The 20,036-nt window shown below is 67.7% G+C and carries 21 protein-coding genes and 1 tRNA gene; 11 read left to right on the top strand and 11 right to left on the bottom strand.

What is annotated here, in order from left to right; translation table 11 throughout:
• Positions 1 to 11 precede the first annotated feature (11 nt).
• Positions 12 to 725, top strand: coding sequence for an AzlC family ABC transporter permease (locus C507_RS0112305; RefSeq protein WP_018700007.1), 714 nt, complete (start codon positions 12 to 14; stop codon positions 723 to 725).
• Positions 722 to 1,024, top strand: a complete 303-nt coding sequence (locus tag C507_RS0112310) for an AzlD family protein (RefSeq protein ID WP_018700008.1) — start codon at positions 722 to 724, stop codon at positions 1,022 to 1,024. The genes C507_RS0112305 and C507_RS0112310 overlap by 4 nt, the downstream gene beginning before the upstream one ends.
• Positions 1,025 to 1,129: 105 nt before the next feature.
• On the opposite strand, the gene C507_RS0112315 is transcribed toward C507_RS0112310, so the two are convergent.
• Positions 1,130 to 2,950 carry an aminopeptidase P family protein gene (locus C507_RS0112315; RefSeq protein ID WP_018700009.1) on the bottom strand — a complete coding sequence of 607 codons (1,821 nt, stop codon included), beginning with the start codon at positions 2,948 to 2,950 and terminating at the stop codon, positions 1,130 to 1,132.
• A 287-nt stretch (positions 2,951 to 3,237) separates the two neighbouring features.
• On the opposite strand from C507_RS0112315, the gene C507_RS21220 reads away from it, so the two are divergent.
• Positions 3,238 to 3,462 carry a hypothetical protein gene (locus C507_RS21220; protein ID WP_040401015.1) on the top strand — a complete coding sequence of 75 codons (225 nt, stop codon included), beginning with the start codon at positions 3,238 to 3,240 and terminating at the stop codon, positions 3,460 to 3,462.
• A gap of 103 nt (positions 3,463 to 3,565) precedes the next feature.
• Here C507_RS21220 and C507_RS21225 read toward each other — a convergent pair whose 3' ends face one another.
• The gene (locus tag C507_RS21225) at positions 3,566 to 4,483 is read right to left on the bottom strand and encodes a 50S ribosomal protein L11 methyltransferase (protein WP_083923501.1); all 918 of its coding nucleotides are present in this window, start codon (positions 4,481 to 4,483) and stop codon (positions 3,566 to 3,568) included.
• On the bottom strand, positions 4,476 to 4,655 hold the full coding sequence (locus C507_RS0112330) for a hypothetical protein (RefSeq protein WP_018700012.1): 180 nt from the start codon (positions 4,653 to 4,655) through the stop codon (positions 4,476 to 4,478). The genes C507_RS21225 and C507_RS0112330 overlap by 8 nt, the downstream gene beginning before the upstream one ends.
• A gap of 263 nt (positions 4,656 to 4,918) precedes the next feature.
• On the opposite strand from C507_RS0112330, the gene C507_RS0112335 reads away from it, so the two are divergent.
• A tRNA-Thr gene (locus C507_RS0112335) sits at positions 4,919 to 4,993 on the top strand.
• Between the two features lie 64 nt (positions 4,994 to 5,057).
• Here the strand turns inward: C507_RS0112335 and C507_RS0112340 are convergent.
• Positions 5,058 to 5,615, bottom strand: a complete 558-nt coding sequence (locus C507_RS0112340; protein ID WP_018700013.1) for a GNAT family N-acetyltransferase — start codon at positions 5,613 to 5,615, stop codon at positions 5,058 to 5,060.
• A 456-nt stretch (positions 5,616 to 6,071) separates the two neighbouring features.
• Between C507_RS0112340 and C507_RS21230 the strand changes: the two genes are divergently transcribed.
• Positions 6,072 to 7,568 carry a putative bifunctional diguanylate cyclase/phosphodiesterase gene (locus C507_RS21230; RefSeq protein ID WP_018700014.1) on the top strand — a complete coding sequence of 499 codons (1,497 nt, stop codon included), beginning with the start codon at positions 6,072 to 6,074 and terminating at the stop codon, positions 7,566 to 7,568.
• On the opposite strand, the gene C507_RS0112350 is transcribed toward C507_RS21230, so the two are convergent.
• Positions 7,569 to 8,552, bottom strand: a complete 984-nt coding sequence (locus tag C507_RS0112350; RefSeq protein WP_018700015.1) for a flavin reductase — start codon at positions 8,550 to 8,552, stop codon at positions 7,569 to 7,571.
• Positions 8,553 to 8,726: 174 nt separating this feature from the next.
• Positions 8,727 to 9,173, bottom strand: coding sequence for a hypothetical protein (locus tag C507_RS23110; RefSeq protein WP_156829282.1), 447 nt, complete (start codon positions 9,171 to 9,173; stop codon positions 8,727 to 8,729).
• A gap of 148 nt (positions 9,174 to 9,321) precedes the next feature.
• Between C507_RS23110 and C507_RS0112355 the strand changes: the two genes are divergently transcribed.
• Positions 9,322 to 9,747 (top strand): helix-turn-helix domain-containing protein, encoded by a 426-nt coding sequence (locus C507_RS0112355; protein ID WP_018700016.1) that lies wholly within the window; start codon positions 9,322 to 9,324, stop codon positions 9,745 to 9,747.
• A 107-nt stretch (positions 9,748 to 9,854) separates the two neighbouring features.
• Here C507_RS0112355 and C507_RS0112360 read toward each other — a convergent pair whose 3' ends face one another.
• On the bottom strand, positions 9,855 to 10,637 hold the full coding sequence (locus C507_RS0112360) for a hydroxypyruvate isomerase family protein (RefSeq protein ID WP_018700017.1): 783 nt from the start codon (positions 10,635 to 10,637) through the stop codon (positions 9,855 to 9,857).
• Positions 10,638 to 10,797: 160 nt separating this feature from the next.
• Between C507_RS0112360 and C507_RS0112365 the strand changes: the two genes are divergently transcribed.
• Together C507_RS0112365 and C507_RS21235 are read left to right on the top strand one after the other, a co-directional pair.
• Positions 10,798 to 11,298, top strand: a complete 501-nt coding sequence (locus C507_RS0112365; RefSeq protein WP_018700018.1) for a GNAT family N-acetyltransferase — start codon at positions 10,798 to 10,800, stop codon at positions 11,296 to 11,298.
• A complete protein-coding gene (locus tag C507_RS21235; protein WP_018700019.1) occupies positions 11,295 to 12,218 on the top strand; it encodes a DMT family transporter in 924 nt (307 codons plus the stop codon). The genes C507_RS0112365 and C507_RS21235 overlap by 4 nt, the downstream gene beginning before the upstream one ends.
• Positions 12,219 to 12,225: 7 nt before the next feature.
• On the opposite strand, the gene wrbA is transcribed toward C507_RS21235, so the two are convergent.
• Positions 12,226 to 12,825, bottom strand: a complete 600-nt coding sequence (gene wrbA / locus C507_RS0112375; RefSeq protein WP_026319051.1) for an NAD(P)H:quinone oxidoreductase — start codon at positions 12,823 to 12,825, stop codon at positions 12,226 to 12,228.
• A 322-nt stretch (positions 12,826 to 13,147) separates the two neighbouring features.
• Between wrbA and groES the strand changes: the two genes are divergently transcribed.
• The 3 genes from groES (at position 13,148) to C507_RS0112390 (ending at position 16,946) form a co-directional block, all read left to right on the top strand.
• Entirely contained in the window at positions 13,148 to 13,435 is a 288-nt protein-coding gene (gene groES, locus C507_RS0112380) for a co-chaperone GroES (RefSeq protein WP_018700021.1), read from the top strand.
• Between the two features lie 57 nt (positions 13,436 to 13,492).
• Positions 13,493 to 15,139, top strand: a complete 1,647-nt coding sequence (gene groL / locus C507_RS0112385; RefSeq protein WP_018700022.1) for a chaperonin GroEL — start codon at positions 13,493 to 13,495, stop codon at positions 15,137 to 15,139.
• 241 nt (positions 15,140 to 15,380) lie between these two features.
• Positions 15,381 to 16,946 carry a phytoene desaturase family protein gene (locus C507_RS0112390; protein ID WP_018700023.1) on the top strand — a complete coding sequence of 522 codons (1,566 nt, stop codon included), beginning with the start codon at positions 15,381 to 15,383 and terminating at the stop codon, positions 16,944 to 16,946.
• A gap of 27 nt (positions 16,947 to 16,973) precedes the next feature.
• On the opposite strand, the gene C507_RS0112395 is transcribed toward C507_RS0112390, so the two are convergent.
• The 3 genes from C507_RS0112395 to C507_RS0112405 all read right to left on the bottom strand — a co-directional run bounded on the left by C507_RS0112395 (position 16,974) and on the right by C507_RS0112405 (position 19,990).
• Positions 16,974 to 17,801: an ABC transporter permease gene (locus tag C507_RS0112395; RefSeq protein ID WP_018700024.1), complete on the bottom strand. Its 828-nt coding sequence runs from the start codon at positions 17,799 to 17,801 to the stop codon at positions 16,974 to 16,976.
• The gene (locus C507_RS0112400; RefSeq protein WP_051089774.1) at positions 17,798 to 18,748 is read right to left on the bottom strand and encodes an ABC transporter permease subunit; all 951 of its coding nucleotides are present in this window, start codon (positions 18,746 to 18,748) and stop codon (positions 17,798 to 17,800) included. The genes C507_RS0112395 and C507_RS0112400 overlap by 4 nt, the downstream gene beginning before the upstream one ends.
• Positions 18,749 to 18,841: 93 nt before the next feature.
• Positions 18,842 to 19,990 (bottom strand): ABC transporter ATP-binding protein, encoded by a 1,149-nt coding sequence (locus C507_RS0112405; protein ID WP_018700026.1) that lies wholly within the window; start codon positions 19,988 to 19,990, stop codon positions 18,842 to 18,844.
• Positions 19,991 to 20,036 lie beyond the last annotated feature (46 nt).

The following is a 20,036-nucleotide window of genomic DNA, read 5'->3' on the forward strand; positions in this document are numbered from 1 at the left end:
GAAGCACCACCATGCCCACACCCTCTCCCACGCCCCGGCGCCGCTCCGACTGGAGCGAGGGCGCCCTTGCCATTCTCCCCGTCGCCGGCGCGGCGCTACCGTTCGGCGTCCTGTGGGGCGCGCTGGCAGCGCAGAAGGGCCTGTCGCCGCTGGAAGCCCTGCTCATGTCGGCGACGGTGCTCGCCGGAGCCTCGCAGTTCGTCGCCATCGATCTCTGGGCCCACCCGATCCCGATCGCCACGGTGGTGGTGGCCACCTTCCTGGTGAACACCCGCCACATCCTGATGGGCACCTCGATCCTGCCGAAGATGGAGGCCATCCCCCGGCGCTGGAAACCGGTGGCGCTGTTCTTCCTGGTCGACGAGGTCTGGGCGCTGGCGGAGAAGCGCGCCCGGGAGGGGCCGCTGACGGCCGGCTGCTATGGCGGCATGGCCGCGATGATCTCGGTGGCCTGGCTCGCCTGGACGACAGCCGGGGCGATCCTCGGCACGGGCGTCGGCGACCCGACCCGCTATGGTTTCGACTTCGCCTTCACCGCCCTGTTCATCGGGCTCCTGATGAGCTTCCGGGCGGCGCCGGGCTTCACGCTTACCGTCGCGGCCGCCGCTGCAGGCTCCACCGTGGTCCACCTGGTCGCGCCCGGCCCGCTGGCCATCGCCGCCGGCGCCGTGGCCGGCATCCTCGCCGCCGCCCTGAGACCGGCCCGACGGGAGGACGCGGCATGAGCGTCGATCCCCTGACCCTTCTCACCATCGTCCTGATGGGGCTTGCGACCTACTCGACGCGGGTCGCCGGGCTGTTCCTGGTCAGCCGGGTGCCGGCCGCCGGCCGGGTGCGCAACGCCCTGGAGGCGGTTCCGGCCGCCGTACTGACGGCGCTGGTGGCCCCTGCCGTGCTCACCGGCGGCATCGCCGAGCTTGCCGCCGGAGCCGTCGCCGGCCTCGCGGCTCTGCGCCTGCCGCTTCTCGCCGTGGTGATCCTGGGGGCGGCAACGGCCGGGCTGCTGCGCGCTGCCGGCCTCTGAGCGGCCGCGCAGGTCCGCGCACAAATGCGCAGGACTGCGCAACACTGCGCAGACGCCTTGCCGCGCATCCCGGTTGCGCGATTCGGCCCGCCGACCGCCGCAGACCTAGCCAGCGATCGGCCGGGTCGCGGCGATCAGCCAGGCCCGATCCGCCTCCGGCAAGTCGCCCACAAGCGCGCCCTGGACGCGGAGATGGTAGGTGTCCAGCCAGGCGATCTCGGCGGCGGTCAGGAGCGCCGGCACGATCAGCCGCCGGTCGATGGGCGCCAGCGTCAGCGTCTCGAAACCGAGCATCGGCCGATCCCCGCCCGGAATGGCCTCCGGCGGCGTCACCAGCACGAGATTCTCGATCCGGATGCCATAGTGATCCGGCCGGTAGAAGCCCGGTTCGTTGGAGACGATCATGCCCGGCTCCAGCTCGGCATGGCCCAGCTTGGAGATCCGCTGCGGCCCCTCGTGGACCGAGAGGTAGGCGCCGACGCCGTGGCCGGTGCCATGGTCGAAGTCGCAGCCAGCCTTCCACAGGGCGATGCGGGCCAGCACGTCGAGCTGGGCGCCGGAGGTTCCTTTCGGAAAGCGCGCCGTCGCGATGGCGATGTGGCCCTTCAGCACCTGGGTGAAGCGCACCTTCATCTCGTCGGTGGGTTCGCCCACCGGCACGGTGCGGGTCACGTCCGTGGTGCCGTCCTCGTACTGTCCGCCGGAATCGATGAGGAAGAGTTCGCCGGGCTGCGCGCGGCGGTCGGTGCGGTTGGTCACGCGGTAGTGGACGATGGCGCCGTGCTCGCCAGCGCCGGAAATGGTGTCGAAGGAGATCTCCTTCAGCGCGCCGGTCTCGGCCCGCAGCCGCTCCAGCGCGCTCACCGCCTCGATCTCGCCGAAGCCGCCGTCCGCGGCGCGCTCGTCCAGCCAGCGCAGGAAGCGCGTCAGGGCAACCCCGTCGCGCAGGTGCGCCGCCCGGCTGCCGCCGATCTCGGCGGCCGTCTTCACCGCCTTCATGGCAAGAACGGGATCCCTGCCCTCCTTGAGCGAGCCGCCGGCCGCCTCGATGGCACGCAGATGCGCCTCGGGCGTGACGTCCATGTCCACCAGAACGGACCGTCCGTCTTCGCCCAGGCTTCTCAGCGCAGCCGGCAGATCGGACGATTCTGCGATGTCCCCGATCTCGTCCAGGCCGGCGCGCACCGCATTGGACAGCTTGCGGGAATCAACAAACAGCGTCGGGCGCCCGTCCTTCGCAACCAGCGCCGTGGCCAGCACCACCGGGATGTGAGGAATGTCGCCGCCGCGGATATTGAACAGCCAGGCGATGGAATCGGTCGCGGTCAGCAACACCGCGTCCGCACCCTTGCCTCCCACCACATCCTGGACCGCCGCGATCTTGTCGGTCGCCGGGCGACCCGACAGCGCGTCCGGGTAGAGGGCTGCCGGCGCGCACGGCGGTTCCGGCCGGTCCGCCCAGATCGCGTCGATCGGATTGGTGTCGAGCGCCACCAGCTCGGCCCCGGCCTTCTCGCACGCGGCCTCGAAGCGACGCACCTCGGCCCGGGTGTGCAGCGCCGGATCGAACCCGAGCTTCGCGCCTTTCGCGAGCCGTTTCTCCAGCCACTGGGAGGGCCGGGTCTCGGCGATCGCAACCGGAGCGATCACGTCGACGTCGACTTGCCGGCGCGCCTGGGTCGTGTAGCGCCCGTCGACGAAGATCGCAGCCTCGTCGGCAAGCACCACGGCAATGCCCGCGGATCCGGTGAAGCCGGTCAGCCAGGCCAGCCGCTCGGCATAGGCAGGGACGTACTCGCCCTGGTACTCGTCGGTGCGTGGAATCAGAAACCCGTCCACGCCCACTTCCGCAAGCGCGCCGCGCAGAAGGCGCACGCGCTCCGGCCCGACACTCGGGTCCGCACCGTCTTCAAAGCTCTGAAACATCACACCCGATCCCGTCCACGATTTGCCGTCTTCTATGAAGCGACAAGGCCTGCGCGCCAAGGGCCGACGTGGCTGCACGTGTCACACCGCCGGCCCGTCGCGTCCGGTCGCCGCGCGACCGCGGTTCCCGCCCCCGCATCGCGGAAAAACGATTGTGCGATGCAGTATCGACAGGGCTGGCATGCAGCTGCCCACCTTGCGCATCGCCCGGCCAGCGGTCATGTTGCACCGCAGAAACTGGGAGCAACGCCCCGGAATTGAGCGTCACCACGGAAAGGATCTTTACCATGGCAATGACCACAACTTCCGGCGATTTTCGGCTGACTGGAACCGAGCGCGAGAGCTCGGTCTTCGCCCGGCTGATGAACCGGATTGTCGAAGCCCGTCAGCGGCAGGCGCAGCGCGCCATCAACGCCTACCTGCTGAGCCTCGACGACACCTCGCTCGACCGTCTCGGCTACGAGCGCGAAGAACTTCAGAAGGACGGCGCCGTCGGCTACCCGTTCCTCTGATCCGGATCGCCGGATCGATCACGATGACAGATTAGACGGTCCTTTCTTCCTCCCTAGGACCTGACGAGCGGGCGGTCGGCACAAGTCGACCGCCCGTTTCGTATCAGCTGGGCGCACCGTCGTGCGGCGCGGAGAAGACCAGCGTCACCCAGGCGCCCATCCGATAGTGACGCACCAGCCGGAAGCCCCGGGCCCGATAGGTCGCGCGGATCCGCCGTTCATCGGCAAGTCGCAGCCCCGACAGGACCAGCCATCCCCCCGGCGCAATCTGGCGCCGCATGTCCTGGGCCAGCGCCAAGAGCGGCCGCGCCAGGATGTTTGCGACGATCATGCCGGGCCGGAATGTCCGCAGCGTCGGATGATCGAACCCGGTGGCGGTGATGGTGCGCACCTGCGCCCCGACTCCAAAGCCTCTGAGGTTGTCCCGCGCCACATCGACCGCGATCGGGTCGATGTCGGTGGCGATGACCGAGCGCACGCCGAGCCGGACCAGCGCCGCAGCGAGGACGCCCGTTCCGGTTCCCAGATCCAGCGCGGTCTGCGGCAGGCGATTCGCCCGCCCGAGGTCCTCGATGGCCCGCAGGCAGCCCACCGTGGTCTCGTGGTGCCCCGTCCCGAAGGCCTGCCCGGCATCGATCTCGAGACGCCAGCGCGACGGCGCCAGTTTCGGTCCGTCGTGGCTGCCATGCACGATGAAGCGACCGGCACGGACGGGCTTCAGGCCCTCCAGGCTTTTCGCCACCCAGTCTTCTTCGCCCAGCCATTCGGCCGTCAGGGCATCCGCCAGGTCCGGATCGGCGATCCGGGCGCGGATGTCGGCCAGGGCGGTTGCGACGTCTTCCATGCCGAAGACCAGCGCCTCGACCGCCCACGGACCCTCGTCCTCGACCTCGTACTGGGTCACGACCGCGCTCTCGTCGTCGAGCGCAGCCTCGAGGGCGGCAGCGGCCGGAGTGGCGTTTTCGGCCGCGACCACGCCCCAGACCTTCAGCACCCGGCCCTCGCTCTCTCCTTCACTCATCGTCGCCGACCTCGCTGTCCTGACGCTCGCTGATGGCGGCACCGGCCCGGCGCGAACGCGCCTGCGCCTTGCGGCGCTTGAGGTTGGCGCGCAGTTCCTCCGCCAGGCGGCGGCTTCGCTCGTCTTCGGCCTGCTTGCGCTGTCCGCCGGGTTCGGTGGTCTCGTCGCTCACGCGTTTCGTCTCCAGATGCGCCGGCCACGGGGCTTGAAGGCCGGCGGAACACCAGACTGTGTGGGATTGCTGAACGGATTGCCCGTTTGCCTTGCGCACCGCGCGCCGCTGTGGCACAACGCGCCTCGCCTGCTTCGCCCGGCATGGCGGCGGATCGCTCCGCCGTCAAGTCCGGCGCCGGTTGCAGGCAGCCATCAGCTCCGACAGCAGACGGACGCAGGCCGCCTCCGGGGCGGACCATCGCACCGGCTGTGAACCGGTCGGCCGCAGTAGCTCAGTGGTAGAGCGCACCCTTGGTAAGGGTGAGGTCGGGAGTTCAATCCTCCCCTGCGGCACCATCCTAAGCCCTTGAAAGTTACGAACTCGCAGCCCGGCCTTCTGTCGTCGCCGGCGACGTGGCCTTCAGGCTGGCAACAGCTTGCGCATGATGGGACGGGTTTCCGACCTCCGCGCCACCTCCACGAATCCCGCCTCCCGAAATGTGCCCATGAAGCCTGTCCAGGCATAGACGGACGGGTATTTCGGCCTGTTCGCATCGACCGGATACCCCTCGACGATCGTGGCTCCGCGGTCGCGCGCCCAGTCCGTGGCGGCATTCAGAAGCCGGACTGAGAGCCCCTCGCGCCGGACCCGCTTGTCGACGAGGAAGCAGGAAACGCTCCAGACATCCTTGTCGTCGACCGGCTTGAGAACCCGGGACGACGCCAGGCGCGGAAACGCGGATCGGCGGTCGATCTGGATCCACCCCACGGCCTCGTCACCCCTTAGCGCAACCAGCCCGGGAACACCCTGGTCCTCGCAGAGCCGCTTCATGGCCGCGCGATTGCCGGCGCCCTTCCCGGCCTCCATTTCGCTGGCCGTGCGTCGCCACAGCATGCACCAGCAGCCGCCGCAGCCACCCTTCTCGCCCATCACGGCCTCGAAGTCGGCCCAGGAGGCCTGACGGATCTCAACGCTCATGTGGCCGTTCTCCCGGTTCCTGCGACACGTGGCGATTCGCACAGCGATGGGGAAGGATCGCACGGGTGGGTGGGCGTCTGCTGCCTGCGGCTTTTCGCACCATAACGGATGCTGGCGATCAGCCTGGCGCGGGCATGGTCTCGACGGTGTTGCGGCCGGCGGATTTCGCCGCAAGCCGGCGCTGCGCATTGCCCGGACAGAGCGACATCAGGCCCGGCCGGCGACAGGCCGCGGGCCAAGTCGAATAGCTGTATCGCGCACTCGAGATTTACCAAGCCTAAGGACATAATAGCGGCTATAGCGGCATCTTCTGCAATCGGACGCTGTAGCTTGGACAAGACAGACGATATCCGACCACCGGAGACGCCCCACCGTGCCGGCGCGATGTCCGGCGCGGCAGCCGAGCCGGCCAGCCCGGGAGGTCGCGGAGGCAGGAGCCGACTGAGACCGGCCTACGTGGCGACGCTGGCGATCGGCGTGATGCTGGCCATCTGGCTGTCGACGGTGGACATAATCGAGTGGCTCTACGTCTACAGCCGCCAGCATGCAGGCCTGCATCTCGACGAACTCTTCTCCGTGCTGCTCGTCGGTGGCGTTGTCGCAGTGGTCATTCTTGTCCTGCGAGACCGCGACCTGCGCCGCGAGGTTCATTGCCGGGAGGTTGCGGAGCGGACCGCGGAGCGGCTGGTTCGCTACGACGACATCACCGGCCTTCCCAACCGCCGGCTCCTGTTCGAAGAACTGAACCGGCGGATCGTCGGCGCCCGTATGCACGGCAGCTGCTTCGCGCTCTTCTTTCTTGATCTCGACCGGTTCAAGGCGGTCAACGAGAGCTACGGCCACGGCACCGGAGACGATCTCCTGCGGGCTGTGGCCGAACGCCTGGTGCTGACCCTGCGGCCGCAGGATTTCGTGGCGCGACTCGGCGGCGACGAATTCGCCGTTGTCATCAACGCGTCGACGGAAAAGCACGTCGAACACCATGTCGCCCGCCGAATCCTGTTCAGCCTCGCCCGCCCCTTCACCGTCCACGGCGTCCGGCACGAGATGAGCGCGAGCATCGGCATCACGCGCTTCCCCGACGACGCCGACGGCCCGGAAAGCCTCATGCGCTGCGCCGACACGGCCATGTACCGGGCAAAGTCCTCGGGCCGGAACACCTTCACCACCTACGACAAGGCAATGGAGGAGATCAGCGGCCAGCTGCGGGAGTCGCTCGACAAGGGGCTGTTCCACCCCTTCTACCAGCCGGTCATCGACCTGAAGACGGGGCGCGTGGTCGGGCTGGAGGCGCTGGCGCGCTGGGATCACCCGACCAAGGGCATTCTCGGACCGGACGCCTTTATCGCGGTCGCGGAGGATTCCGGCCTGATCGAGGAACTCTTCCGGCAGATGCTCCAGCAACTCTCCGAGCACGGCAAGGCGTGGGATCCCGGGCTGCGCATCGCGGTCAACATCTCGCCCTACCAGTTCCGGGACCCGAAGCTGAGCAGCCGGATCCTGCAGCAGATCGCGGCGGCCGGCTTCTCCTCCCAGCGCCTCGACGTGGAGCTGACCGAAAGCGCGCTGGTGATCGACGTGGAGACCACCCGCCAGGTCATTTCGGAGCTGAAGGCCCAGGGCGTGCGGGTGTCGCTCGACGATTTCGGCACGGGTTACTCGAGCCTGCGCTATCTGCGCGAGCTTCCCTTCGACAGCATCAAGATCGACCGCTCCTTCGTGCAGCGCATCGACAGCGATTCCGGCAGCCGGAAGATTATCGAATCGATTATCGATCTCAGCCACGCCCTCGGCTACGAGACCGTGGCGGAAGGCGTGGAAACGCGGGAGCAGGCGACCTGGCTGACCGAGGCCGGATGCGACCTTGCCCAGGGCTACCTGTTCTCCAGGCCGCTCCCCCGGGACGAGATCGACACCTTCCTGCTCGCCACCAATGCCGAGCCGGAAGGCTAGTCAGCAGGTTTCGTCGTCGCTGTCGGTGAGGCGGCGCAGAAGCCGCTTGAGCGTCGCCACCTCGACCGCATCCACGGAGCCGAGCTGCTCGAGTTCGAACCGCTCCGCGTGCCGGAACAGGGTTTTGAGCCGCTCCGCACCCGCCTCTGTCAGGCTGAGGCCGCTGTCCGCGGTGCCGGTCAGCATCCCCTGGCCGTGCAGCACCGCGATCGCCTCGTCGGTGGTCTGGTCGCCGAGATAGGATCCGCGGCTGACCAGCTCGGCCGTCGATCCCGGCCGGAAGGAAAGATAGGCAAGCACCCGCATTTCCGGACCGCTCGTTCCTTCCTCCTCCAGATGGACGGAAAAGCCGGAGAACAGGTTCGAATAGGCCCGGTAGAGAAGCGGAATCAGGAAATCGTCGTAGGGATGCGGCACGCCGTCGACCCGCGCGAAGCCGGTGGGCTCCTCCGCCCAGGGGTGCTCGGCAGTGATGCCGTAGCGGCCGCGGGCAAACACCAGCCCGGGGCGCTCGTAGCGGGCGAAGCGCTCCACCCGCCCCACCATGATGATGTGATCGCCGCCATCGTGCTCGGCATGGCGGGCGCACTCAAACACGCCGGCAACGCCCTCCAGCACCGGCGCGCCGCCCGCCCCAGGGCTCCACGCCACATCTGCGAACTTGTCCGAGCCCGGCCGCGCGAACCGGTTGGAGTGGTCGAGCTGCTGTTCTGAGAGGATGTTGATGGCGAAGTGCGTCGCCTCGAGGAAAACCGGCAGGCTCTTGGCTTCCCGAACGATCGACCACAGCACCAGCGGCGGATCCAGGGACACCGACGAAAACGAGTTCGCCGTCATCCCGACGACCTCGCCGGTCACCGGATGAGCGGCGGTCACGACGGTGACGCCGGTCGCGAACTGGCCGAGCGTCCGCCGGAGAGCGCGCCCGTCCAGGGCGCCTGCCTCGCCCGTTTCGATGGGAGTGTCCGTCTCGAGATGTGTCACGTCTGTCGATATCCCAGATCCCGTTGCCCCTGACAACCGCGGCAAGGGAGGATGCATCATGCATGCCGACGCAAGCGAAAAATGGCCGGCCGGAATGCAACCCGCCGCCACGCCATCCACGCAGGATGCAGGATTTCCACCTAAGATCACCCCACTGTGATGAACTGGAATCGATCAAAAATCGATAATCCAATTCTCCGCCACAATCCTGAGACACGGTGCAGTGCGAAATGCCTCGAACGACAGGCGAATCGCGCAGTCTTCGTCTCGTTTTCCGCCGCGCCCCAAGGGTGTTGCACCGGCAAAACGCCGCCCGTTTCGGTAGAGGATTTTGAACCGCCCGTCTTGCGTCCAAGGTTGCATTGCGTAAAAACGAATGCCATGCGTCAATCGGTAGATCCGACAGGAGGATAGATCATTGCGTTGACCGCTGACCGGTTTCGGCTTCGCGCCTGAACCGCGTGGCAACTCCCCGGCGGCCAGGCGTCCGACGCCTTCGCTCAGCCGGATCGGATGAGTGGAAACGATCGTTTTGGTGGGACTGCGACCGTTTCCGCACATGTCCGAACTCCAGACACGACCAACAACGTCTGGTGCCCTGCCGACCCGGTCGAGCCGCACGCGGTGCTCCGGGCGTATGGATCATTGCAACCGGCCGTTGGATGAAAACGGCCCGTGAGGCAACGCCTGCCAACACGATGCGGGCCTCGCGAAAGGTCCACCGACTACCTCCAGTCGGTAGATTGACCTCACAACAGGAAAGATTGAAATGCAGAACCAGCGTTCCGCCAACTCCGTCGACTACCACGTGGGCACCCGCCTGAGGCTTCGCCGCCTCGAGTTGGGGATGAGCCAGGAGCGTCTGGCCGAGAAGCTTGGTATCACCTTCCAGCAGATCCAGAAGTACGAGCGCGGCACCAACCGCATCGGCGCCAGCCGCCTGCATGACATCTCCCTCGCCCTGCAGGTGCCGATCAGCTACTTCTTCGAAGGCGCCGACGGCATCAAGCCGGGCCCGGTTTCCGGCGTCGAATCGCCGCTGTCGGAAGCGCTGAACGATTCCGCCACCGTGCGTCTGCTGCGTGCCTTCTCGCTGATCGAGGATGCCAGCGTCCGCCAGAAGGCGGTCACGGTCATCGAGGCAATCGCGTCCGCTTCCGGATCCGAAGCTGTCGCGGAAAAGGCCACAAGCTGATCCGCGTGGCCCGCCGGCGCCGACGCCGCCAGGGCCGATGAGCGAGAGCGCTCTGGGCGAAGTCGGAGGTCCTTCGCCCGGATGCCTCACCGAGTCCCGACCCGACTTTACAGCCCGAGCGCCGCCCGGGCCTCCGCCATCCAGCCAAGCCCCGCCTCTGTCCGCGCAGCCGGGTGATATTCGGCGGAGACGGCGTCGTCGTAGCCAAGCGACCTGAGCAGCCGGAAGGCTGCGGCGAGATCGATCTCGCCGGTTCCGGGCTCGTTGCGTCCGGGGTGATCGGCAAACTGGACATGGCCGATACGCCCGCCCGCCCGGTACAGGGCGGCCACCATGTCCGGCTCCGTTCGAGCCACATGGTAGATGTCGAACTGAAGGCTCACCGAGGGGTGGTCGATGGCGTCGATCAGGTCCAGCGCGTCTTCCAGATTGTCGATGAAATAGCCTGGCACGTCGATGGGATTGACCATCTCGACCATCACCCGACGTCCATCCGGCGCCACGGCATCGGCCAATGACCGCACATTCTCCACGAGAACGCGCCACGTGACGTCCCTCGGCTGCCCGGCCGGCGGCCGGCCGGTGAGCACGTTCACCTTCCGGCAGTCGAGAATGGCAGCGTAGCGGCGCGCGTCCTCCATGCCGGCGCGGAACGCATCCACCCGGCTGGCGTCGGTGGACAGGCCGACATCGCCGGAATCCGGGTCACCGGCCGGCGCGTTGATGAGGTGAACCGGACACCCTCGCGCCGCCTGCGCGATCAGTACCGGGTCGCTGTCATAGGGAAACTGTATCTCGACGCCGTCGAAGCCTGAGGCTGCAGCCGCCGGAATGCGCTCCAGCAACGGCCGCTCGGTGAACAGCAGCGAGACATTCGCGATAAGCTGCACGGACCCGTCCCTCCCCAAAAGACCGCGTTGTCGCCGGCAACGGTGCACGCCTGCGGATACGAGACTGCAGCGAGACCGTCGCCCGCGCACCTCGCTTGACCCGCCGCAGCCGCGCGGGCAAGAGCGGATACTAATCTCCGTCGCTCGATCGGACCATGACATGACGCGCCCCGACATTCGCATCAGACCGGCAACCGACACCGACGGGGCGGACATGGCGCGGGTGATCGCCACGATCTTCGCCGACTATCCGAACTGCCATTTCATTCCGGCCGAGTTTCCGGAACTGGCCGCGCCTGCGTCCCACTATGCCGCGCGCCACGGCCGGCTGTGGATCGCGGAGACCGCTGGCCGGCCTGTCGGCTCGTTTGCCGTCACCCGCACCACCGATCCCACCGTCTTCGAGCTGTTCAAGGTCTATCTGCTGCCGGACTGCCGGGGCAGCGGCACGGCGCAGGCCATGCTGGCCGAGGCCATCGATCTGGCAACGGCCGCCGGCGGACGACGCCTGCGGCTGTGGACCGACACGCGTTTCTTCGAAGGACACCGCTTCTACGAGCGCAACGGCTTTGTCCGCGTGCCCGGCAGCCGCGCCGTGCCGGACGGATCCGATACCTGGGAATATGCCTACACGCGCGCGCTCGCCGCGTCGGACCAATGAGAAACGAGACGGGCCTTGCCCCGGTCGCCCTCGTGGCCCTCGCCGTCGCGCTCCTGTCGGCCATGGATGCGGGCATGAAGGCGCAAACCGCCCTGATCCCGGTTCTGCAGGCGGTGTGGTTGCGCTACGCGGTGGCCACCATCCTGCTCGTGCCGGTTTTCCTCGCCCGGCCGCAACGCCTGTCGCGGGCCACCCTCACCGCCAATGCGCTGCGCGGCGTCGTGGTGGCGGCGACCGCACTGTGTTTCTTCTACGCCATCTCGGTGCTGCCGCTGGCGCTGGTGGTGTCCATCGCCTTCATCGCGCCGTTCCTGATCGCCCTCCTGGGGCGCATCCTCTTGGGCGAGACGATCCATCCGCGCATCGGCATTGGCATCGCCTTCGGTTTCGTCGGCGTTCTCGTCATCTTCGGGGGTGAACTTCGGGTCGGGGTCTCGGCCGACCAGTTCCTCGGCTTCGCGGCGGCGATCGCGGGCGCGTTCGGCTATGCCCTGGTGGCCGTGCTGATCCGCAAGCAGGCGGCCACCGACCGGGCGCAGACCATGGTGCTGCTGCAGACGGCGACGGCCGGGCTGATCCTGACCCCGCTGGCCATCGGCGTCTGGCAGCCGCTCGGTGCGACCTCGCTGTCGCTGGGCGGCCTGGTCGGGCTGCTCGGCGCGGCAGGCCAGTTGGCCATCGCCGCGGGGTTTGCCCGCGCGCCGGCCGCCCGGCTCGGCATTCTGGAATATACGAGCTTCGTCTGGGCGGCTCTGTTCGGCTTCCTGTTCTTCGCCGAAGTCCCGCGTGCGGAGACCTTCGCCGGTGCTGCGATCATCGTCGCCGCATGCCTCGTGGCCCTGCGGTCGGAGGGGCCGGAGCCGACCGGCCGGGCAACCGCGCGGGCCCCCTACCGGACCGACCCGCGCGATCAGGACTGAGTCCGGTCTACGCCGCCAGCTTGGCCGCGATCCTGGCTACGTGGCCGCCCTGGAAACGCGCGCCGTCGAGCTCGTTGTCGCTTGGCTGCCGCGAGCCATCCGCGCCCGCAAGCGTCGATGCGCCGTAGGGCGAGCCACCGGTGATCTCGTCCATCTTGACCAGTCCGGGGAAAGCATAGGGCAGTCCGACGATGACCATGCCGTGGTGCAGGAGCATCGTCTGGGTCGAGGTGATGGTGGTTTCCTGACCGCCATGCTGGGTGCCGGTCGAGGTGAACACCGACCCGACCTTTCCGACCAGGGCGCCGCTCATCCAGTGGCCACCGGTCTGATCCCAGAAGTTCTTCATTTGGGCCGACATGACGCCGAACCGGGTCGGGATGCCGAGGATGATCGCGTCGTAGTCGGCCAGTTCTTCGACAGTGGCCACCGGCGCGTCCTGGTCCATCTTGTAGCCGGACGAGCGGGCGACCTCGTCGGGCACCAGCTCGGGAACTCGCTTGATGTCGACCTCGGCGCCTTCGCCGCGCGCGCCCTCTGCCACCGCTTTGGCCATCGTCTCGATATGGCCGTAGCTGGAATAGTAGAGCACCAGAACCCTTGCCATGATCATTCTCCTCGACCGGCTGGGAAAGACTTTCGTCACACGCCGCAGATAGAGGTGCCGAGGGCCGCCTGTGAGACGCCTTGCGGTGAACGGTGCGTTGCGAATTCGCGAACCTGGCCCACATGAAGGGAATGACGGCACCCCAAAAGGCCGTCCGTCCCTTGACACGCCTCCCGCCCCCGCCTACCTCACTCGCGATCGCTAGCACTCGCTTTCAGTGAGTGCCAGCGAGCCGGCGGCCCGCCCCTACGTGGCCGGCGGCCTGCCCGATCGCATCGAGCGGATGTCCGTCCGCCTATCGAGTTCAAGAGGGAAGCAAGCGATGAATTTCCGTCCCCTGCACGACCGCGTGGTCGTCCGCCGCATCGAATCCGACACCAAGACCGCCGGCGGGATCATCATCCCCGACACCGCCCAGGAAAAGCCGCAGCAGGGCGAAGTCGTCGCCGTCGGCCCGGGCGCCCGTGACTCCAAGGGCGAGATCGTCGCTCTCGACGTCAAGGCCGGCGACACCGTGCTGTTCGGCAAGTGGTCCGGCACCGAGGTGAAGATCGACGGCGAGGATCTCCTGATCATGAAGGAGTCCGACATCATGGGCGTGCTCGCGTAAGCCGCGACCCCATCCCGACGTCCCCAGACACACCCGTTTGAGAAAAAGGAAGAGATCATGGCCGCGAAAGAAGTGAAGTTCTCGCTCGACGCTCGCGACAAGATGCTGAAGGGCGTGGACACGCTCGCCAACGCCGTGAAGGTGACCCTCGGTCCGAAGGGCCGCAACGTGGTCATCGAAAAGTCGTTCGGCGCGCCGCGCATCACCAAGGACGGCGTTTCGGTCGCCAAGGAAATCGAGCTTGAGGACAAGTTCGAGAACATGGGCGCCCAGATGGTCCGCGAGGTCGCCTCGAAGACCAACGATCTCGCTGGCGACGGCACGACCACGGCGACCGTTCTCGCCCAGTCCATCGTCCGCGAAGGCGCCAAGGCGGTTGCCGCCGGCATGAACCCGATGGACCTGAAGCGTGGCGTCGATCTCGCCGTCGCCGAAGCCATCAAGGACCTTGAGTCCCGTTCGCGCTCCATCGACACCTCCAACGAGGTCGCCCAGGTCGGCACCATCTCCGCCAACGGCGAGAAGGAAATCGGCGAGATGATCGCCTCGGCCATGCAGCGCGTCGGCAACGAGGGTGTCATCACCGTCGAGGAAGCCAAGTCGCTCGAGACCGAGCTTGAGGTCGTCGAGGGCATGCAGTTCGACCGCGGCTACATCTCCCCGTACTTCGTGACGAACTCGGAGAAGATGATTGCCGACCTCGAGGATCCCTACATCCTCATCTTCGAGAAGAAGCTCTCCAACCTGCAGGCCATGCTGCCGGTCCTCGAGGCCGTCGTGCAGTCCGGCAAGCCGCTCGTGATCATCGCCGAGGACGTCGAGGGCGAGGCTCTCGCCACCCTGGTGGTCAACAAGCTGCGTGGCGGCCTGAAGGTCGCGGCCGTCAAGGCGCCGGGCTTCGGTGATCGCCGCAAGGCCATGCTGCAGGACATCGCGATCCTGACCGGCGGCACGGTCGTGTCCGAGGACGTGGGCATCAAGCTCGAGAACGTCACGGTCGAGATGCTTGGCCGCGCCAAGAAGGTCTCGATCAACAAGGACGAGACCACGATCGTCGACGGCGTCGGCGAGAAGTCCGACATCGAGGCCCGCGTCAACCAGATCAAGGCCCAGATCGAGGAGACCTCCTCCGACTACGACCGCGAGAAGCTCCAGGAGCGCCTGGCCAAGCTCGCGGGCGGCGTCGCGGTGATCCGCGTCGGCGGTGCGACCGAGGTCGAGGTGAAGGAGAAGAAGGACCGCGTCGATGACGCCCTCAACGCGACCCGCGCGGCCGTCGAGGAAGGCATCGTCCCGGGCGGCGGCGTCGCGCTGCTGCGCTGCAAGGCGGCCGTCCAGAAGCTGTCCTCCGACGTCGCCGACGTCCAGGCCGGCATCTCCATCGTCTTCCGCGCCCTGGAAGCCCCGATCCGTCAGATCGCCGAGAACGCCGGTGCCGAAGGCTCCATCGTGGTCGGCAAGATCCTCGAGGACTCCAATCCGGACATCGGCTTCGATGCCCAGAACGAGGAGTTCGTGAACATGATCGAGAAGGGCATCATCGACCCGACCAAGGTCGTGCGCACCGCCCTTCAGGACGCCGCGTCGATCGCCTCGCTGCTCATCACCACCGAGGCGATGGTTGCCGAGCTGCCGAAGAAGGACGGCGGCGCCCCGGCCATGCCGGGTGGCGACATGGGCGGCATGGGCGGCATGGGCTTCTAAGCTCCCACCGCTTACGGCAACGCCGGGGATCGGAACCGATCTCCGGCCTGCCACAGACTTCGGAAAGGGCCGGCGCCGCGCGTCGGCCCTTTTTCGTGGCACGGCGGATTGTCGCGGCCGTCGCCCTTGACCCCACCCGCCCCGGAACCTCACCTGTGGACAGCAACCGAACGGCGCGACAGAAGGACCCCAGGCAGATGAACCGGCCAGGAATGCAGGCTTCCAACCCGCGCGCCGCAGCGTGATCGACCGCGTCGACATTGCCGTCGCCGGATCGGGTGTCGGCGGGCTGATGGCCGCCGCGCTGCTGGCCCGGCGCGGCTTCTCCGTGACCGTTGTTGAGCGCTCCGACACGTTCGGCGGCGCGGCAGCCGCCCATTCCCGTGCCGAACTGCCGCTGGGTCGCCCTGCCCCTGGCGCCACAGGTTCGGCAGGCGGCGAGCCGGTCGCCCGCTACCTGGCAGAGGCCGGCATCCTGCAGTCACTGCGCACGCTGGCCCCCGACGCCGTCTACGAGGTGCGCGGAGGCCCGGTGGGAACGCCGTTCCGGCTGCCGGTCGGGTTCGACGCAGCACGGGCCGCCATCGCCGACCGGTTTCCCGAGGCGGCGCGCGGCACCGGGCGCGTGCTTGACGACATGGCCCGCATCGCCCGGGCCACCGAGACCGCTGCGAAGCCTAGAGGCCGCCTCGGCTCGCTCGCCCACGCACCCGGCATGGCGCGCTCCCTGTGGCCGCTGGTCTCCGGATGGGACCGGACGCTGGCCGATGTGCTGGAGCGCTCGCTGGCTGGTCAGGAGGGCGCCAAACTTGCCCTGGCGGCCAATCTCCCCCGCTTCGACGACCGAGCCCACGAACTCTGGTGGCCGGCCTTCGCCACGGTGCAGGCCGGACGCCTCGCCGGAACGATCGTCCAGATCGCCGGGGGGCCCCGCGTGCTCGTCGACTGCCTGGTGGAAACCATTCGGGCGAACGGCGGCACCGTTATCGGCGGCCGTGCGGTCCGGGAAATCCTGCTGACGGACGACGGTGCCGTGCGCGGCCTGTCGCATGCGGCGAGCGACGGCGGCCCGTCGGACGAGATCGCCGCGCCGGTCGTGCTCGCCAACGCCGCTCCAACGGTGGTTGCGGGTCTGCTTCCCAACGATGCGCGCCCGGGCTTCGTCGACGCCTTCCGCGGCCGGGCCTTGTCCATCTCCCTCTTCGCCGCGCATTTCGGCCTGTCACGCAGCCCCTCCGAGCTGGGCGTGACGGCCGCCTCTTCCATTCTCGTTCCGGACTGGATCGAGCGCCTCTCCAGCAACGCCGACTGCGCCGCCCTGCTTGCCGACAGGCCGGGCTCGTCGGTGCCGCTCCTGGAGGTCTTCAACGCCTCGTCCGTCGGGGCGGGCAACGGTGCCGGCACGCCGCACGTGGTCACCGTCACCGGCTTCGACCGGGTGGCGAACTGGCAGGACCTGTCACCGTCGGAATCGGAGGATCGCAGCGCGGCGTGGATCCAGGCGATCGAGGCCGAGCTGAACTGGCAGTATCCGGGCTTTGCCGAGGCGATCAGCTCGCGGATGTTCGCCACCGCTGCAACCCACGCCCGCGCCCTGAACGCACCCGGCGGGGCGCTCTACGGCTTCGCGCCGATGCCACCGGGAACGCCCGTGTGGAAGGGTTATCCCCGCTCCGCCGATACGCCCGTTCCCGGCCTGCTGCTCGCCTCCGCCTATGCCGGTGCCGGAGGGGTAGCCGGCGCGCTCGCGGCCGGCGGCATGGCGGCCGACCGGATTACCCGGACCGGTGGCAAGCCGGCGCGGTAGAGACGGTGCGGGCGGTGTCGAGCGCCGTCAGGCCGCGTTCGCGGCCGCGGCCATCCGCTCGTCGCGGCGCCGGCGCACTTCCTTGCGCTTCATCGACAGCGAGGCGGCGATCACGCCGATTGTCACGATCCCGATCAGGATGGTGCAGACGGCGTTGATCTCCGGCGAGACGCCGAGGCGCACGGCCGAGTAGATCTTGATGGGCAGCGTCGTGGCGCCCGGACCGGTGGTGAAGGAGGCGATCACCAGATCGTCCAGCGACAGGGTGAAGGCCAGCATCCAGCCGGCCGCGACCGCGGGCGCGATGATCGGCAGCGTCACCGCGAAGAAGGCCTTCATCGGCGGCGCGCCCAGGTCCATGGCCGCCTCCTCCAGCGACTTGTCGAAGGAGATCAGCCGCGACTGCACCACCACCGCCACAAAGCACATCGAAAAGGTGATGTGCGCCATGGTGATGGTCCAGAAGCCGCGCGAGAAGCCGACGGCCACGAACAGCAGCAGCAGCGACAGGCCGGTGATGACGTCGGGCATGACCAGCGGTGCGTAGACCATGCCGGAAAACAGCGAGCGCCCGTAGAACAGGCCGCCGCGCACCAGCGCCAGCGCGGCCATGGTGCCCAGGATCGTTGCGATGGTCGCCGACAGAAGCGCCACGCGGATGGTGACCCACGCCGCCGCCAGGAGCTGATCGTTGCTCATCAGCTCCACGTACCAGCGCGTCGACCAGCCTTCCCAGACGGCGACGTTGCGGCCGGCGTTGAACGAGTAGATCACCAGGAGCACGATCGGGAGGTAGAGGAAGGCGAAGCCCACCACCATGGAGACGATGTTGAACCAGCTCGGACCGCGGTTCATTTCTCGCTCTCCTGCAGCCGCGCCTGCTGGTTCTGGAAGTAGACGATCGGGATTACCAGGATCAGGAGCAGCACCACGGCGATGGCCGACGAAATCGGCCAGTCGCGGTTGTTGAAGAACTCCGTCCAGAGCGTCCGGCCGATCATCAGGGTCTGCGAGCCGCCGAGCAGGTCGGGGATGACGAACTCGCCGACGGCCGGGATGAACACCAGGAAGCAGCCGGCGATGACGCCGGGAATCGCGAGCGGCACGGTGATCTGCCAGAACGCCTTCCACGGCGGGCAGCCGAGGTCGGCGGCGGCTTCCAGCAGCGTTTCGTCCAGCTTCTCCAGCGTCGCGTATAGCGGCAGCACCATGAACGGCAGGTAGGAGTAGACGATGCCGATATAGACCGCGGTGTTGGTCGACAGGATCACCAGCGGATTGGCCGGGTCGATCACGCCCAGCCAGATCAGGAACTGGTTGAGCAGCCCTTCCCGGCTGAGGATGCCCATCCACGCGTAGACGCGGATCAGGAAGCTCGTCCAGAACGGCAGGATCACCAGCATCACCAGGAGCGGGCGCCATTCGCGCGGCGACCGCGCCATGCCGTAGGCGAGCGGAAAGCCGATCAGCAGCGTCAGCACCGTGGAGATGGCCGCGATCTTCAGGCTGGACAGATAGGAGAGATAATAGAGCGCGTCGCTTGCCAGGAAGCCGTAGTTCTGGAGTGTAAACTCCTTGACCTTGGCCAGGTTGCCGGACACCCCGTCAGCCCAGTCGAAGACCGGCGTGTAGGGCGGCATCGCGATGGTTATGTCGGAGAAGGAAATCTTCAGAACGATGACGAAGGGCAGCAGGAAGAGGATCAGCAGCCAGAGATAGGGAACCCCGATCAGCCCCAGCCGACCGAGCCGCGAGCTGAGACGGCTGCGCGCGCGCAGGTCCGTTTCGCGACCGCCCGGCATGGGCTCGCCCGTCAGTTCGCTGATCCGGATCGCTTCCTCGTTCGCCATCCCACTCCCGTCCCCGTGGCGGATCCCGCCGCTCTCCCGGTTCGCCTAGCTGGTCAGCACCACGCCGGCATTCCTGTCCCAGGTCAGCCACACCCGGTCGTCCCAGGAGATCGGCCTCTCCACGAGCCGTGTGGTGTTGGCGGTGGTCGCCCGCATGATCGTGCCGTTGTCGAGCTTCACGTGGTAGATCGACACGTCGCCGAGATAGGCGATGTCCCAGATCTCGCCGCTGACCGTGTTGACCGCAATGTCGGCCGGCTGGTCCAGCGACACCCTGAGCTTTTCCGGTCGGATGGCGTACCAGGCGTTCTGCGCATCGCTCTCCACCGGCTGATCGGTCTCCACGACGAGGCCGTCCTCGGGCACGACGAGCCGGCTGATGCCGTTCGCGCCCTTCTCCAGCCTGCCCTCCAGGATGTTGATGTCACCGATGAAGTCGGCCACGTAGCGCGAGGCCGGCTGCTCGTAGATCTCGGCCGGCGTGGCCACCTGGCGGATGACGCCCTGGTCCATGACCGCGATCCGGTCGGCCACTGTCATGGCCTCCTCCTGGTCGTGGGTGACGATCAGGAAGGTCATCCCGAGGTCGACCTGCAGGTCGGTCAGCTCGAACTGGGTCGCCTCGCGCAGCTTCTTGTCGAGCGCGCCGAGCGGTTCGTCCAGCAGCAGGACGCGCGGTTTCTTGGCGAGTGAGCGGGCGAGCGCCACGCGCTGGCGCTGGCCGCCGGAGAGCTGGTGCGGCTTGCGCTTAGCAAAGTCCTGCAAGCGCACGAGCGTGAGCATCTCCGCCACCCGGTCGGCGATCTCGCTCTTCGCCATGCCGTCCTGCTTGAGGCCGAAGGCGACGTTCTTCTCCACGCTCATGTGCGGAAAGAGCGCGTAGCTCTGGAACATCATGTTCACCGGCCGGCGGTAGGGCGGTACCCCTTTGAGGCTCGCCCCGTCGAGCAGCACGTCGCCCTCGGTGGGCTCCTCGAAGCCGGCCAGCATGCGCATGAGGGTGGTCTTGCCGCAGCCCGACGGGCCCAGCAGGGCATGGAACTCGCGCTCGTAGATCGGCAGGTCGATCCCGTCGACCGCGGTGAAGTCGCCGTAACGCTTGGTCACCCCACGGAAATGGATGAGCGGCTTTGCCTCCGGGTCATCCCACGGTGCGAAGGAGCGCCTGATCGGACCGAGAGCCTGCTTCGCCATGCTGGGGGCCACCTGCCTGATGTGTCGGAGAGACCAGAGACCGGTC

It is taken from the genome of Amorphus coralli DSM 19760 (assembly GCF_000374525.1).
Lineage (GTDB): Bacteria > Pseudomonadota > Alphaproteobacteria > Rhizobiales > Amorphaceae > Amorphus > Amorphus coralli.

Coding starts and splice junctions, on each gene's coding strand:
- C507_RS0112305 (WP_018700007.1), top strand. CDS start 12: ATGCCCACACCCTCTCCCACGCCCCGGCGCCGCTCCGACTGGAGCGAG.
- C507_RS0112310 (WP_018700008.1), top strand. CDS start 722: ATGAGCGTCGATCCCCTGACCCTTCTCACCATCGTCCTGATGGGGCTT.
- C507_RS0112315 (WP_018700009.1), bottom strand. CDS start 2,950: ATGTTTCAGAGCTTTGAAGACGGTGCGGACCCGAGTGTCGGGCCGGAG.
- C507_RS21220 (WP_040401015.1), top strand. CDS start 3,238: ATGGCAATGACCACAACTTCCGGCGATTTTCGGCTGACTGGAACCGAG.
- C507_RS21225 (WP_083923501.1), bottom strand. CDS start 4,483: ATGAGTGAAGGAGAGAGCGAGGGCCGGGTGCTGAAGGTCTGGGGCGTG.
- C507_RS0112340 (WP_018700013.1), bottom strand. CDS start 5,615: ATGAGCGTTGAGATCCGTCAGGCCTCCTGGGCCGACTTCGAGGCCGTG.
- C507_RS0112355 (WP_018700016.1), top strand. CDS start 9,322: ATGCAGAACCAGCGTTCCGCCAACTCCGTCGACTACCACGTGGGCACC.
- C507_RS0112365 (WP_018700018.1), top strand. CDS start 10,798: ATGACGCGCCCCGACATTCGCATCAGACCGGCAACCGACACCGACGGG.
- C507_RS21235 (WP_018700019.1), top strand. CDS start 11,295: ATGAGAAACGAGACGGGCCTTGCCCCGGTCGCCCTCGTGGCCCTCGCC.
- wrbA (WP_026319051.1), bottom strand. CDS start 12,825: ATGGCAAGGGTTCTGGTGCTCTACTATTCCAGCTACGGCCATATCGAG.
- groES (WP_018700021.1), top strand. CDS start 13,148: ATGAATTTCCGTCCCCTGCACGACCGCGTGGTCGTCCGCCGCATCGAA.
- groL (WP_018700022.1), top strand. CDS start 13,493: ATGGCCGCGAAAGAAGTGAAGTTCTCGCTCGACGCTCGCGACAAGATG.
- C507_RS0112395 (WP_018700024.1), bottom strand. CDS start 17,801: ATGAACCGCGGTCCGAGCTGGTTCAACATCGTCTCCATGGTGGTGGGC.
- C507_RS0112400 (WP_051089774.1), bottom strand. CDS start 18,748: ATGCCGGGCGGTCGCGAAACGGACCTGCGCGCGCGCAGCCGTCTCAGC.
- C507_RS0112405 (WP_018700026.1), bottom strand. CDS start 19,990: ATGGCGAAGCAGGCTCTCGGTCCGATCAGGCGCTCCTTCGCACCGTGG.